General features: G+C 60.6%; 15 protein-coding genes. 6 read left to right on the top strand and 9 right to left on the bottom strand.

Features of this window, described 5'->3' with window-relative positions:
- Window positions 1-264: 264 nt before the first annotated feature.
- Window positions 265-1,461, top strand: a complete 1,197-nt coding sequence (locus tag K288_RS0122995) for a hypothetical protein (RefSeq protein WP_152535638.1) — start codon at window positions 265-267, stop codon at window positions 1,459-1,461.
- A 53-nt stretch (window positions 1,462-1,514) separates the two neighbouring features.
- Here K288_RS0122995 and K288_RS0122990 read toward each other — a convergent pair whose 3' ends face one another.
- From K288_RS0122990 to K288_RS0122980, 3 genes are all read right to left on the bottom strand, one after another.
- Entirely contained in the window at window positions 1,515-2,945 is a 1,431-nt protein-coding gene (locus tag K288_RS0122990) for a pyridoxal-dependent decarboxylase (RefSeq protein WP_027581679.1), read from the bottom strand.
- A gap of 170 nt (window positions 2,946-3,115) precedes the next feature.
- Window positions 3,116-3,637, bottom strand: a complete 522-nt coding sequence (locus tag K288_RS0122985) for a DUF3291 domain-containing protein (protein WP_027581678.1) — start codon at window positions 3,635-3,637, stop codon at window positions 3,116-3,118.
- A 167-nt stretch (window positions 3,638-3,804) separates the two neighbouring features.
- Window positions 3,805-4,023, bottom strand: a complete 219-nt coding sequence (locus K288_RS0122980; RefSeq protein WP_152535637.1) for a hypothetical protein — start codon at window positions 4,021-4,023, stop codon at window positions 3,805-3,807.
- Between the two features lie 487 nt (window positions 4,024-4,510).
- On the opposite strand from K288_RS0122980, the gene K288_RS54850 reads away from it, so the two are divergent.
- Entirely contained in the window at window positions 4,511-4,723 is a 213-nt protein-coding gene (locus K288_RS54850; protein WP_084799701.1) for a GDCCVxC domain-containing (seleno)protein, read from the top strand.
- A 91-nt stretch (window positions 4,724-4,814) separates the two neighbouring features.
- Here K288_RS54850 and K288_RS0122975 read toward each other — a convergent pair whose 3' ends face one another.
- The 5 genes from K288_RS0122975 to K288_RS0122955 all read right to left on the bottom strand — a co-directional run bounded on the left by K288_RS0122975 (window position 4,815) and on the right by K288_RS0122955 (window position 9,952).
- A complete protein-coding gene (locus K288_RS0122975; RefSeq protein WP_160168996.1) occupies window positions 4,815-5,960 on the bottom strand; it encodes a DUF2336 domain-containing protein in 1,146 nt (381 codons plus the stop codon).
- 172 nt (window positions 5,961-6,132) lie between these two features.
- A complete protein-coding gene (locus K288_RS0122970) occupies window positions 6,133-6,714 on the bottom strand; it encodes a MarR family transcriptional regulator (RefSeq protein ID WP_027581675.1) in 582 nt (193 codons plus the stop codon).
- A 480-nt stretch (window positions 6,715-7,194) separates the two neighbouring features.
- Window positions 7,195-7,959 (bottom strand): response regulator transcription factor, encoded by a 765-nt coding sequence (locus K288_RS0122965; protein ID WP_027581674.1) that lies wholly within the window; start codon window positions 7,957-7,959, stop codon window positions 7,195-7,197.
- A gap of 718 nt (window positions 7,960-8,677) precedes the next feature.
- On the bottom strand, window positions 8,678-9,217 hold the full coding sequence (locus tag K288_RS0122960) for a hypothetical protein (RefSeq protein ID WP_152535636.1): 540 nt from the start codon (window positions 9,215-9,217) through the stop codon (window positions 8,678-8,680).
- A gap of 309 nt (window positions 9,218-9,526) precedes the next feature.
- Entirely contained in the window at window positions 9,527-9,952 is a 426-nt protein-coding gene (locus tag K288_RS0122955; RefSeq protein ID WP_027581672.1) for a nuclear transport factor 2 family protein, read from the bottom strand.
- Between the two features lie 123 nt (window positions 9,953-10,075).
- On the opposite strand from K288_RS0122955, the gene K288_RS0122950 reads away from it, so the two are divergent.
- On the top strand, window positions 10,076-10,987 hold the full coding sequence (locus K288_RS0122950; RefSeq protein ID WP_027581671.1) for a LysR family transcriptional regulator: 912 nt from the start codon (window positions 10,076-10,078) through the stop codon (window positions 10,985-10,987).
- On the opposite strand, the gene K288_RS0122945 is transcribed toward K288_RS0122950, so the two are convergent.
- Window positions 10,979-11,920: a LysR family transcriptional regulator gene (locus K288_RS0122945; RefSeq protein WP_027581670.1), complete on the bottom strand. Its 942-nt coding sequence runs from the start codon at window positions 11,918-11,920 to the stop codon at window positions 10,979-10,981. The two genes, K288_RS0122950 and K288_RS0122945, sit on opposite strands and share 9 nt — an antisense overlap.
- 99 nt (window positions 11,921-12,019) lie before the next feature.
- On the opposite strand from K288_RS0122945, the gene K288_RS46295 reads away from it, so the two are divergent.
- The 3 genes from K288_RS46295 to K288_RS0122930 are packed head-to-tail and all read left to right on the top strand — an operon-like array spanning window position 12,020 to window position 14,187.
- Window positions 12,020-13,036, top strand: coding sequence for an NAD(P)-dependent oxidoreductase (locus K288_RS46295; RefSeq protein WP_084799699.1), 1,017 nt, complete (start codon window positions 12,020-12,022; stop codon window positions 13,034-13,036).
- Window positions 13,037-13,045: 9 nt separating this feature from the next.
- Window positions 13,046-13,471 carry a CidA/LrgA family protein gene (locus tag K288_RS46290; RefSeq protein WP_051334675.1) on the top strand — a complete coding sequence of 142 codons (426 nt, stop codon included), beginning with the start codon at window positions 13,046-13,048 and terminating at the stop codon, window positions 13,469-13,471.
- Window positions 13,468-14,187, top strand: coding sequence for an LrgB family protein (locus K288_RS0122930; protein ID WP_027581669.1), 720 nt, complete (start codon window positions 13,468-13,470; stop codon window positions 14,185-14,187). Before K288_RS46290 ends, K288_RS0122930 begins: the two co-directional genes overlap by 4 nt.
- The last annotated feature ends 48 nt before the right edge of the window (window positions 14,188-14,235 follow it).

The raw sequence follows: 14,235 nt of genomic DNA, 5'->3' as shown, positions 1-14,235 counted from the left end.
GCCGGCATGGTTGAGGCCTTGCGCGACGAATGCGGATCGGACCGCGGCCACGGTGTCGCCGACGATACCTCGAATTCATTGGTCTCACGACGTCGCGGCCATCAATCGTCGACAGCAACTGAGAAGATAAATCCGATGCGGCACAGCCGGTTCCGGCCGCGAGCAATCGTGGGTAACAGCTGTAACCAAATCCCGGGATCATGAAGCCGATAGGTAACAGCGAATGAATACAAAGTCTTGCGGGGATCACAGCTGGAGGGCCTCTTGATCAACGGACTTAAGAGTTCATATGTCCAGGGACCAGTGTCGGCACTCCTGCGGGACTATGATACCTGCTTCGCCAAGTTCTTGCGACCATCCTGTAATGGTCAAAAGATCCTCCAAGCTGTTCTGATGCGCGCGGCGTTTCGCCGATTTGCCGAAGAGCGGGTGGCGATTCGGCAAGACGGAGCCAGCACGATACTTGATGTCAGTTGCGGGCCCGGCGATTTCAGCGTCGCGTGGGCGTCGGATATTGCAAAAGTGTTGCCGTTTGGGATGATCTTTTATTGCACGGATCACGCAGCCGGTGTGTCGAGTACAACCGGCGAAAGGTACACGACGGCGACGGTCAAAAAAATCCGGACAGCGGCGCAGAGAGGTGACCTGGTGCTGGCGGAGGCTCCGACCGGAATCGATGCTGATCTGTTTTTCGGTGACGATAGGTTGATGCCGTCAGGCAAGTGCGCGGACGTGATCCACTGGTCGCATAGCGGCTATCACGTGCGCGACGCGCTCGGGCTGGACAAGGACCAGTCTCTCGCGATCGAGACTGGGATGAATACCGCTATCGGCAAGATGTGGTCGGTGCTGGACCGCCAGGGTCTGATACTCTCGATTCACCAAACGCGAGATGTCAGCGACGGGGTTCCCTCGCAAATGATGCCGATCTCCCGGCGCTACAGCGGTGTATTGGATGACGTGCCGGAACTGATCGAGCGGCAGATAGCACGCTTGGGCGGCTATGTAGCCTCGGTCAACTTTGCCACGCCCCTATTCTTTGCCAAGCTTCACCAAGCGGATTGGGAGCGTTTGAAGCGCCCGGCGGAGTGGCCGCGGCTCGGTCCGGCGGAGTTGCGCAATCTGCTGTTGCTGAACTTCTGCGCTTACGATTTCAGCGATCCCGATCGAGCCGCGCTGGAGAAGTTGGCCAAGACCGGCAAGCTGGCAAGCTTCATCGACGCATTCAAGGCGGTTGTGACGCAGAACGACGGTCACCTGCTGGTCAAATGTGCCTTTCAGCTGATTGCGAAATCGCAGGATGTCGCGATGAAGTTGAAAATGATTGCAGGCCAACTACGGCAAGATTTGCCGACCTTCCTGCGCCAAATGGCCAATCAGATGGACATCGAGCGCGATGGCGATCAGGCAAGCGATCGTGTAGGTGCGGCATCGCGTTCGGCGTATAGGCCTGTCCGTTGAGATTGGCGCGGGTGCGACCGGGGAGGAACGGTCGAACCCTGCGTCCGCGGAAGTTAGGCCGATGCTGCTTGCGCACTCAATTGTCGGGCAATTTCGACGATCACGTCGAATGCGGCGTCTGCATCGGCCTCTGTCATATCGAATGAACCTGCCTGAAATCGGATGACGAACTGTCCGTCGACTTTGGTCTGCGTGAGATAGATCCGTCCATCGCTGTTGATCGCATTGATCAGTCGAAGGTTGTGTTCATCAAGGTCGGCAACGTTCTTCGGTTCATGCCGAAACGAGAACAAGGAGAGCATGGGCCGGGTTGTCACGCGAAAATCGGCTGTCCTTGTCAGCCGCGCGGCCAGCGCCTCCGACCAGCGCACATGATTGCGGATCATGTTGCGCAGCGCATCCAGCCCATAGGCCCGCAGCAAGAACCAGATCTTCAAGGCGCGGAAGCGGCGGCCAAGCGGTATGCTCCATTCTGAGTAATTGATGATGCCATCATGGCCGTGCGTCTTGAGGAATTCCGGGTGAATGGCCAGAGTTTGCACCAGGCTTTCGGGATCGCGCAGAAAATGCGCAGAGCAATCGAATTGCGCGCCAAGCCATTTGTGGGGATTGAGAACCAGAGAGTCGGCCAGCGCGACCCCTTCCCACAGATGGCGAAACTCCGGGCAGATCATCGCGGACCCGGCCCAGGCAGCATCGACGTGAACATAGAGATCGTGTCGTCTCGCGACTTCACAGACCCCTGCGACATTGTCAGTTCCGCCTACGCTGGTACCTCCGACACTGGCGACAATGCCCGCGGGTAAGAAGCCGGCTTGTCGGTCCGAGACGATCGCAGCGTCCAATGCTGCGACATCGAGGCCGCGCATTTCACCCAGGACCGGAATGCGCACAAGATTGTCTTGGCCGATTCCCGAAATCCAGATGGCGCGATCGATCGAGGTGTGCACCTGATCCGAACTGTAGATCCGCAATCGCGGTTGACCCGACAGTCCCTGCTTGTTGCCCGACCATTTCAGCGCGCGCTCGCGCATGACGAGAACTGCCGCCAGCGTTGCCGATGATGCGGAGTCCTGGATGACACCCTTGAAGCCTTCAGGCAGACCCAGCGCCCGGCGCAGCCAGTCCAGAACACGAGTCTCCAGCTCGGTTGCAGATGGCGAGGTTTGCCAAAGCATGCATTGGGCGGCGATCGCGGACACAAATTGCTCGGCGATCACTGAAGCGGGGGCCGCATTGGCCGGGAAATAGGCAAAGAACCGCGGATGCTGCCAATGGGTGATACCGGGCATCACGATTCTTTCGAAGTCCGCAAAAATGGCGTCCATCGGTTCCGGCGATTCGGGCGCGCTTGGAGGAATGGCATTGAAGGTCGCTCCGGGCATTGTCTGAGCCCGGACGGGACGATCGCGCAGACCCTGGCGATAATTCACGCCCCAATCGGCAGCCCTATGGCTCCAAATACGAAACTCATTGTCATCCATTGGAGCCTCCTTTACCGGCCGTTTGCTTTATCAGCACGCTCATGATGATGCAGATCGTCCATCTGCGAACCCTTTCAAACATTCTGATATGACTCAAGCCACCTTGGGACGACACGCCCCCGATCTCGGAGGATGCCTTCGGTGGAAAGATGTCTGCTGCGGTAGAAGCGCTAGGACGGCCTGCATGTTGTGCCGTCGGCGAAAAATGCCGTCTTGAAGTCAAAAGCGACGGTGCTTGGCCCATGGGCATGCAGATGCTCCATGCGCCGTGACGCGTCTTCGAACGTGGGAGTGAAATTGTGCGGAATCCACCACATGGCATAAGTTGGCCAGCGTGGCGGCAGAAACCACTCCTTCCTGCGAAGCAGCGCGGTTTTATGCTGATGGCTGTAGGAGAAATGCTTGACCGAGTCGATAGAGTTCCAGAGCGATAGGGTTAGCACCGTGGGCAGGCTCGCGATCGCTCGTTCACCGGTGAATGTCGGATTGGCGGGATCTCCCCAAGCCGATCGATCTTGCTCCAGCGGGTGATGGTAGAGCGTCCCATCGATGAGAATGGACCGGCTGATAAATCCGTCCGCCCCTTCCATTTGCTTCACGACATCACGCGCTAATTCCATGAAGGTGGTGTGGCTGTAGTCGCTGCTGGGCTTTGCGAATACAGAAAACGTCATAAATGCCAGCCTGCTCATAGATAAATCCGAGAGCGGCTTGTCGCCCCATTTGCGCCGCCCTTCCTCTGCATGCGAATAATTTGATATCTCCGGGGTTACTTGACGATTTCAGACCCGGTTGATTGAATGACATTCGTAATCTAATCCGAAAGTATCGAAGCAACACTGATCGTTCCCGCAGGCTTCTAGGAAGCCTCCGCAAATTTGGACATTGTCGCGCAGGCGATCTGATACGACGCGGCATTGCCATCGGCAACCTGGACTTGGTGATGCAGATAACGCCGGGCGAGCGCCATCATCGCTGTCGTCAAATCGTAATGTTGGACGACTAACAGCTTTAGCTGTATGTCGGCCCGGAATTGCGCTGTCGTGAGAGTTTTGACTGCCGGCAGACCGTCGGGCATCCTCAACTCTTGGAACGGCACTTGGGCGGTGCGGGTGGGCGGAAAGTGATGCGCGATAACGCCGCGGGCAAGCTCGCCGCATCTTTTCGTGACCCACGTTATCTCTGCATGGCAATTTCAGTGCTGTTGATGACGACTGTCTCGATCACAACTGCTATCGGACAGAATGGCGTATCGGTACCGCCAAGGGCTCCAGTCAATTTCGAGATCGCCGCTCAGTCACTGGCAGGGCGACATCACGCCGGCCGGCCGCACGTCGAGGTAGCTCACAAGGCCAGAGGACCTACAACACCGACAGTGCATTTCAAATCGTCGGAGTTGGAGAGCTGACGAGGGAACAAAACGAGCAATTGACGGAGTCCGAGCGGCGCAATGTCGGACGATAAGGTCAGGTCATTCTTCTTGCTTCTGCGCGGGCGGAAGCTAAATAAGCAATAGACTCATAGCCCTGATTTCGGAACGAGGCTGTTTCAGGCAGGATGCGGCGATGCAGGACAACCCACTTATTCTGCAATCCATCATCACATGCCCGGACTGCGGGCATCGTGAGATGGAAATCATGCCGACCGACGCTTGCCGCTTCTTCTACCATTGCAAGGGCTGCGGTGCCCAGCTGAAGCCCAAGCCGGGCGATTGCTGCGTTTTCTGTTCCTATGGGACGGCACCATGTCCGCCGGTTCAAGCCAGCCGTGGATGCTGATGCTCGACGGATGGGCCAACGATCCTGTTCCAGCGGACCTGGCCGCCTTGAAAGAGGCGGCCTCGGGCCACCTCCTTCTCGCAAACACGAGTTACATCATGGCGACGGCAAGGGTTGCGGATTCCGCCGGCGCGATTGGAGGGCTTTCGCCTGTGCGCGCATCACGGCGCGCCTTGTAGAACTCAAGCACACGTCTCGCCGTTCGGAGTTCAAGCCGCTCGTAGTTCTCCCGCGCTTGATCCAGATCGATCTTGCTTAGCCTGCGGTCCGCTACTCGCATCAGCAGCAAAGCCTTGGCAGTCGCCCAGGAGCATGCGCTGGCTTTTGCGACAAGTTGCACGGTGCCGGGATTGTCATTGAGGACTGCCCGTTCGACCAATTCGATAGGGCAGGCTGCAAGGACGGACAACGCCATCACCGCCGTTTCAAAATCCTGCCCTCGGGCGGCCGCGTGAACATCCGCTTCTCCGAGCTCCCTCCAGTATTTGCGACGCTTTACCTTCTTCCTTGCCCTCGCGTGATCCGGAGAATGATTGCGGACTTCCAGATTTATGTCGTCGATGACCTCCGTAACGGCGTCATGCACGGCGTCGGAAAATTGCGGGTTCGCTGTGGCGATCTTGTTGCGGACGGAAGCCGAGGCCGTTTCCATGAGTTTCAGGAAGTGATGTCTGGGGATGTCATGCCGCGTCCCGACACGTAGCGCAAGCTGGGTGTCTTCGCTTGATCGAGCGACGAGCTCGCGGAAGCTACCATCCGAAAAGCGGGCGCCCGGGTTGCTCGCAACGGCATGGACCACGCCAGCTTCGCCGCGCAGGATCAGCAACTCCGTGATCGCTTCGCTGATGGTTCGACGTTGCGCGATTGCGTGAAGGTGGCCCTGACTTTGGGTGCTGGCGCAGGCGACAAGATCGGATTCGCTAAGAGCATCCGACTGACTGAGAACCGGAGCTGCAACGGCAACAGCATCATCCAGCGCAAGCGCCCTGACCAACGTTGCCGGCGCATTCGGGTCAGTCGCGAGCTGGTGAGCCAGCTTGACGCGGGTTTTCAACTCAATCACGGCAACGAGGGTCTTGAATATCTCGTCGAACATTTTGATCTGCTGCTTGGAGTAGCGGCCAGATCCGGCGAGGAATAAGTCCGTAATGCGGGTGAGGGCCCTTAGCTGCCGTTTCGTCGACCCGGTTGTCGTCGTCGTTTGCACTTCATTGATTAGCGAATAGAACGTCGTCATGATCATGGGTCTCGTCGGCACGTTCGCCTTGCGGCGAGGAATTGATGGTGACGAGTTAGCATCGCAGGCATGAAGATTGTTGATTCGAGCTGCCTCATAGATGATTAAAATTGTCGGCATCCGAAGCGTCGTCCAGCTTGACGGACTTACGCAGCACCAGCGTTCGATGAATCTACCGCCGGCCGCGCTCGAAGGTCACGCATAGTAGCGTGGTCTCGTCCGGCGTGATCGCCGCACGAAAGAAGCGACATGTGAATTGTGGACAGGCGTTGCCCGCCGCGCCGTCGGCACTATTCTCCGTCAAGAACGTGCATTCCCTGCAAATGTCCGCATGACGTCGCTGCTGGGTAATATCTAACCAGTCCAGCACCTGTCGGAGCGCATCGCGAGAGCCGGTCTGGCGATCGACGCCGAGTACGGCGATCGCCTTTACAAGGACATTGATCGGATCATGCCCAAGAAATTTCTCTCCTTGCGCGGTCACATAGAGAATCACCGAGCGTCTGTCGTCCGCAGCAGGTTTGCGTACCAAGAATCCCTTTTTCTCGAGCACCTTGACGATTTGAGATGCGGTGCCCCTGGTAGTGCCGACAAAGCTGGCCAATGCCGACGGAGTTCGTGAGAACTGGTTCGCGCGAGCGAGAAAACGCAGGGCCATCCATTCGCGATCGCGCAGTCCGTGCCGACTACCTTCGAAGTGCCAAATTCTTGCCGTTTGAACCAACAATTCAACCGTCTCGCGTGCTAACGTCATAATCGACCCAATTCAAAGAATTCGCGAGCAGTTTCGCGGCGCGCACCTCATTAGCGTTTGATTCGCTAGCCGTTTTGGTTCGAGGCTCAACTCAACTGCATGTGTTTCCGCCCCACTAATGCGCCGGCCATTAAGAAATTGTCTGCGGATCGTTTGAATTTCCCGACAAGCAACACTGACTTCATTAAGCATCCGCCGATTGGACCGGGCCACAGCAGCAACGCAACCTGGATCGTCAGTGGCAACGACGTTGTCGCGTCGGATGCATTTTCGAACGGTGCGCGATGCTATCACGGTAAGCGGCGGGCCTGCACGTCGCGCAAACCCGTCGTTCGGTATGGGAGATGCCTGCGGGTGCTGCAGTGACAGGCTGGCTTGCGCCAGCCCGTTACCGAATCTGTGCAGACGCCACCCGGTCGTCGGTCACGCGGTTGCTTTCGCGGCAGTGTGTGACCTGTCCCAAGTGATGATCACGTTCTCTCAAGTGAGGACAGGTCGCAGTCTCGCTGGCGCCTGCTTGGCCAGCATGCCCAGGGTTTGGAGATCTCGCGTCGCATCGTCTACGGGCACGCCGGTCGAGGTATCGAGACGGTAGCCGATATATCGCCTGGAGACGATCGGGTCGTAGCCGAGACGGTCACGCAGCTTCTTGCGCAATTTGCTGACGTGACTTTCGATCACGTTTTCATCGAACGTTGACTCGAAGATGCCGTAAACCGCATTGAAGATCTGCGTTTTGGTCAGCCATTTCCCCTGCTGACCAACCATGTGTTCGAGGATACGGAGCTCGCGACGCGGTAGCGTCATGACTGCTCCTCCAACTTCCGGATCTCTTCCGTCAAAGAAGACTCGAATCGCACCTTGCCTGCCATGGGCGGATTTTCCGAAACTGCGACGGGAGATCGCGGCAGTTCTTGCCAGGATCTCGCGTGGGTGGACCGGAACATGGACGACATCATCCACGCCAGCGTCAAAGAGCTCAACCGTGTTCTTAAGCATGCGCTGGTTGCTGAGCGCGATGATCGGCGCGCGGCAGCGCTTGCGGACGCTGCGGGGCAAGGTGGCGCGAGTATCACAATCTCCAAGAAGAAAGGCATCGATGGCCGACAGGTCATCGTCGCTCGCAGATTCCAGCCACTCCCGGAACTCCGTTGACGAAAATCCGGCAGCAGAAACGCCTTCACGATCGAAGCCGCCGATATAGCTGGTCGCAACGTTCTCCCGATCGTCAATGATCACGTACATGCGGTATTAGCCCCCATTCGCCTGGCCTGTTGGAATTTTTTGTAGGACTTTTTCGTTCGGCGCGTGCCGGTGATGCTGACGGCGCGCGCAGATGCTGCTGCCCACGTTGGTCGCAGAAATTGCCCTGCGCAGGCAGTTCTTTCTTTCCGGATGGGTCACTTGCAGATTCAGCGGTTGTGGCGTGAGCTCAGCGCGTCGCGGATTCAGTTTTTTTGAAGTTCAGACTCGACGAGACGCCACAAACGCACACGCACACAGTCGTGAAGGTGCCCCTAACACACAGGTGGTCACCTCGAAGATGGAACGGCCAGCTCAGTTGTTTCGGAGCGCCTTTCCCCTGTTGGGCGCTCCAAAAATTTGCCGTTCTTTTGAAGCAGCGATGTGAATCGCTCGTCCTGACGTTGGCAAAATGCAGAAATGCAATCAAGCTCGCCCCGGGAATAGTTAGTACGCGGGGCGACCATTTGTTTTGAAGTAGCTGAAGCAGTTAGTTTTGAATCAACCATCAGATGGTTTTGGAGCAATGCTAGTTTCGCTCAAGTGTCGTCCATTGCTGGCCGGAAAAGGCAACGCTTGGAAAGTTGTCGCCATGGAAGCGACGATATGTCACGACTTGGACGTCGTCGCGCAGAATAGACGAAATCTAATTGATCGGATTCTGATCGCGGGAAGCACGCCGTGGTGGAACGTCCCTTTCCGGGTCATCCGCTCGCCGGTTCTATTCCAGCCGGGAGACTTCCTTTTCAGCATTGGGACCACACGTCGTGGCGGTCTTTTCCGAATTCCTGATTGTGCTTTCACGCATGTCGGCAAAAGGGTCGCGGGCGACGGTCTTGAGCGCCAGGTGATCTCTTTCATCGAGGTAAGACATCTTGCCTGGCGGCGTTGTAACCATCCTCCCAATCACGGAGGAGGGCACGCCAAGCTTGGCGGATAGCCGCGCGAGCTCGACGGTATCGCGAATTGTCCTGACATCTTCGCCGCCATGCGGGTTGCCGACCGCGTGGACCCCGATCCTGGCGCGCGGAGACATGTAGCGTTTCCGGCTCGTCAGGAAAATGAAGGCGCACGCCGAATCGCATTCCTCGGAAGCGTAAACGGTCAGCCGCTTCCGCTGCGCAAATCTCGCAATCCGGAAGCCGTCTTCAAGCGAGCCGCCCTCCGAACCGAGGTCGAGTCCGACAATCCTGCGTTCACCGAAATAAGACCTCAGGCGGAGGTAGTCGCCTCGTTCGATGACGCCTCGCAGTCTCAACACGTCACCGGAACATCCGGTCACCCTCGAGATCTCCATGCCCGCACACTCTCCGGCGAAGCAAATCGCGGCGATCGCAAGCAGCTTCCTGGTGATCGCCGTTGGTCCGAGATGGGAACGTCCTGACGCTCGCAGCCAGGCTGCGCTGAGGCGGCCACCGAATGGATATGCGAGCAAAGCCATCTCGGTCAGGACAGAGCGTGATGCGGACTCGCCGCTTGGGTCCATTCGTGGCGTCAGTTCCACGAGCCAGGCTTGACCTATGTCAACGCGCGGGATGCGACGCGGCTGGTCGCGGGCCGTTCGGGCGCGCTATTCCGTCGGCGGCGGGGCTGGGATGGCCCAGGATGGATCGGCGCCAAAGGGGTGATCGATGAAGAACGTCCAGGTGCCGTCCGGCAGCCTGCGGTGCACCTCCATGCCGTGATGATGCACATTGATGGGCCTGCCGTCCTTGCCGACGCCGCGGATCAGCCACTGCGATCGCGTCATCGCAAAATCGCCGGCGATGGTGGTGTGATGGGTGATGACGTCCATGTGGGGGTTCAGGCCGATATAAGCGGCCATCGTCTGCCGGATCGCATCCGCCCCTCGGGCGATCGTGGTGCCCCCATGGACCTGGTCGACCTGCACGATCGAGGCCTCCGGATGATACATCGCGACCGCGGCGTCGACATCGTTCGCGTTGAAGGCTCGTGCCAGCCAAAGGTTGCACAGCTCCGGGGATGGGGCGCCCATGATGGTCTCCTGATTGTTGCCGCGGTCCGGGGCTCAACATGGGTGTGGCTATTCCGCAAGGAAATGTGACGAGCCTGCAGGCTGAGCTTGCGTTAGATGCAAGCATGCTCAGGAGCCTTGCAGATGCGTGAGACTTTCTCGCTGGATGATTTGCGCCTGATCCGTGCCATTGGCACCGCCGGCACGCTGACCGGCGCGGCCCGCCTGCTGAAGATCGACCACTCCACCGCGTTTCGCCGCCTCGGCGCGATCGAGGTTCGCCTCGGCGCCAAGCTGTTCGAGCGGGCGCGGGACGGATACACGCCGACCTCGGCGGGCGAAATGGCGATCGCGACGGCAGCGCATGTCCTTGCCGGTCTTGCAGATCTCGAGCAGCGGCTGGCCGGCGAAGATCTGCGTCCCACCGGAACGGTGCGGGTGACCACGACCGACACGCTCGTCGATCTGATGGCGCCCATATTGGCCGAGATCAGGGCCGACCACCCGGGCATCGCCGTCGAACTGACCGTTGCAAATCAATTCCTCACTTTGACAAAGCGCGAGGCTGATATCGCGCTCCGGCCTGCCGCCGAGGCGCCGGAGCAACTCGCCGGCCGGCGGCTTGCAAAGGTTGCAACAGCTCCCTACGCCTCGTCGGTCTATCTCGGGAGAAACGGCGAGAAGCCGCTTGCCGAATATCACTGGCTCGGATTCGACGAGAGCCTCAGCCATCTTCGCTCGGCGCGGTGGATGGCGGCTCACTTGCCTGCAGAGCGGATTGTCTTCCGCGCGGATTCGCTGCTCGCGCTGCGCTCGGCCACGCGCGCCGGATTGGGCGTGGCGGCATTGCCTTGTTACCTTGCGGACGAGGTACCGGAGCTGCGCCGCGTCGCGTCGCCTGTTCCGGAAATGGAGGGCGCCTTGTGGCTGCTTACCCATCCGGACCTGCGCAAGGTTGCGCGCATCCGAACGGTGCTGGACTTTGTGGCGGGCGCGTTGTCCAAACGGCGCGGCCTGATCGAGGGACGCGACGCAAGAAGCTGGCAATCACGCTGACGGCGACGCCAGATCCCAATAGGCCGGCTGGCCGAAGCGTTGCTCGATGAAGGCGAGGAATGCCCTCACCTTGGGCGAGACCGTTCGTTTCGGTGGATAGACGCCCCAGATCGCGCGTTCGGCGCCGGGCGAGATCAGCCATTCGTGCTCGGTCAAGAGCGCTGCGAGCTGTTTGCTCTGCACGTCGGCACTGACGAGCCATGTCGGTAGCAGCGCGATGCCGAGCCCGGCCAGAGCGGCTTCGCGCAGCGCCTCGGAGTCGTTGGCGCGCAGGCGGCCGCTCACCGCAATCTCGCCGATGGCAGCGGATGGATCTCGGTTTACGCGAAAATACCAAGCTTCGCCCGGCTGCAGCGCAAAGGCGAGACATTCATGACGACCGAGATCGGCGGGCGCATGCAGCGGCGGTGCACGGTCGAGATAGTCATGGCTTGCGACCAGCACGCGGCGCTGCGGCGCCAGCTTCCTCGCGATCAGCGTGGAGTCGACCAGTGCACCGATCCGGATCGCGACATCGGTTGCGGTCTCGATCAGGTCGACGGTGGTGTCCGTGAGCGTCGCGTCCAGCTTGATGTCCGGATAGGCGGCGAGGAAATCCGTCATGTGCGGCATCACATGCCGGCGTCCGAAGGCGCCGGGGATGTTGATCCGCAACAGCCCCTGCGGCCGCGCGTTCAGAGATCGCGTCGCATCCCTGGCTTCGTCGACCTCGGCGAGGATCCCCGTGGCGCGGTCGTAGAACAGCCGGCCGGCTTCGGTGAGGTTCAGCCGCCGTGTCGAGCGGTTCAAGAGCGCAGCACCGAGGTCGGCTTCGAGCCCGCTCACATAGCGCGAGACGGTCGAGACCTTCAGCCCGGCCTCGGCGGCTGCCTTGGAGAAACTGCCGAGCTCGACCGCCCGCACGAAGGCCGTCATGGCCTCAAGATAGTCCACCGATCTTTCCCCTTCCTGCAACAATCATTTGCCAAAGGAGCCATTCCGCAGCGTGCAAGAATACACGATCTTCCGAGTAGACAACCCGGAGATTCCGCCATGACAAGCAAAATCATCGAAATTTCAAAGGATGGCGCCGAGCGCTGGACTGCCGGCCAGTCTTTGCAGAATGGGGGTGTAATCACGGAGCGCCAGACTGCGCGGGTCGGCGTCGTCGGCCTCGGCCATATGGGTGAGGCCTTCGCCCGGAACCTGCTGGCCGATGGTCATCAGGTGTGGGCCTTCGACCGTGGTCCGGAGCGGGTCGCGCTGCTGGTGCAGGCAGGCGCGAAACCGGCAGCGGGCTTTTCGGACCTTGCAGCCTGCGACTTCATCATCACCGCGCTTCCTGATGACACGGTACTCGGCCCTGCCGTGCTGGACCCGGGCGGCCTGCTCGACGTCATGCATCCCGGCGCGATCCACATCTCCATGAGCACCGTGAGCCCCGGTCTTTCCGCGCGCCTTGCCGACGCGCACCGCGCCCGAGGCCAGGACTATGTCGCCGCACCGGTTCTCGGCAATCCCGACCTCGCGCACAGCCGCAAGCTGTTCGTGCTGGCCGCGGGTGATCCGGATGCGCTTGCGCGAGCGAAGCCGCTGCTCGTGAGACTTGGCCAGCGCCTCTTTGTCATCTCGGACGACCCCGCGGCTGCGAACCTGATGAAGCTCGCCGGCAATGTGCTGACCGCGACGACGCTCGAGGCCATGGGCGAAGTGCTGGCGCTGCTGCGCAAGGGCGGCGTCGATCAAGAGGTCGCGTTCGACGTGCTGACGAACTCGCTGTTCGACGCCAAGGTCCACAAGACCTATGGCGGCAAGATCCTCAATGAGCATTACTCGCCGGCCGGAATGGCCGTGCCGCTCGCGGTCAAGGACCTCAGGCTGGCGCTGGCGGAGGCGGAGCGAACTGCGGTGCCGATGCCGTCTGCGAGCCTCGCCCATGATCGCCTGGTCGGACTCATCGCACGCGGCTGGGCCGATCTCGACTGGTCTGCGCTCGGGCTGCTCGCCGCGCGCGATGCCGGCCTGCCGTCCCGCCTCCCGATCGCCAACGACAAGCCCCGCCAGAGCTGAGGTGCTGCGATGATCGCCGCTTTCCTGCTGCTGATCGCGTTCGAGCTCGCAGGCGAGCTCGTGCGCGGCGCGCTGCATCTTCCCATTCCCGGTCCAGTGATCGGGATGTTCCTGCTCGCGGCTGTCCTGATCGCGAGGAAGGACAGACCGGATGCGCCGGCGATCCCTGAAGCGCTTGTCCGGACCTCTGAGGGCTTGATCAGCCACATGGGCCTGCTGTTCGTTCCCGCCGGCGTGGGCCTCATCGCGGAGGCCGGATTGCTGCGCGCTGAGTGGCTGCCGATCCTTGCCGGGCTGGTCGGCTCGACCATTCTCAGCCTCGCGGTGACCGGACTGGTGATGCATTGGACCACGCGGCCCCGCGGCGATGCGCCATCTGTTGCGCGCGAAGCCGCGCCGCCCGATCTGGTCGGCCATCACGGGGGCGCGCGATGAACCATGCCATCCAGCATCTGTGGATGCCGCTTTCGACGACGCCGCTGCTGTGGCTCGTCGTTACGCTCGCGGCCTATGTCGTCGCGTGCGCGTTGCAGCGCGCGTGCCGCGACTCGGCTCTCGCAAGCCCCGTGCTGATCGCGATCGTTCTGGCCGCCGTCGTCGTGCTCGCGAGCGGCACCAGCTACGTGACCTATTTTGCCGGCGCGCAATTCATCAACTTCCTGCTCGGCCCCGCCACCATCGCGCTTGCGATCCCGTTGGCGAGGAACGCGCGCCTCGTCCGCGAAAACATGCACGGAATCGGCCTTGCGCTGCTTGCGGGATCGGTGACGTCGATCGCAAGCGGCGTCGGCATCGTCTGGCTGCTCGGCGGCACGCGCGAGGTCGCGCTGTCGATGGCGCCCAGGGCCGTCACCACGCCGATCGCGGTCGCGGTCTCCGAGCAGATCGGCGGCGTGCCCGCGCTCACCGCCGCGCTTGCGATCCTCGGCGGCATCCTTGCCGCTGTTGTCGGTCAGCACATGCTGCATGGCCTGAAGGTCAGGGACTGGCGCGCCAAGGGACTTGCCGCCGGCCTTGCCGGAAGCGGCGTCGCCGCAGCGCAAGTCGCCGCGCGCGACGAACTCGGGGCCGCTTTCGCAGCACTCGGCATCGGCCTCAATGGCTTGCTGACCGCGATCCTCGTGCCCGTGCTTGCGGGCCTGTTCCGCTAGTCTCCCGAAGGTGATGCAATCAGCCAACCAGATTGGCTCTCCACGCCA

It is taken from the genome of Bradyrhizobium sp. Ai1a-2 (genome assembly GCF_000426245.1).
Classification (GTDB): Bacteria; Pseudomonadota; Alphaproteobacteria; order Rhizobiales; family Xanthobacteraceae; genus Bradyrhizobium.
Note: the sequence above shows the minus strand (reverse complement) of the source record. Positions and strands in the feature narration are given on the sequence as shown.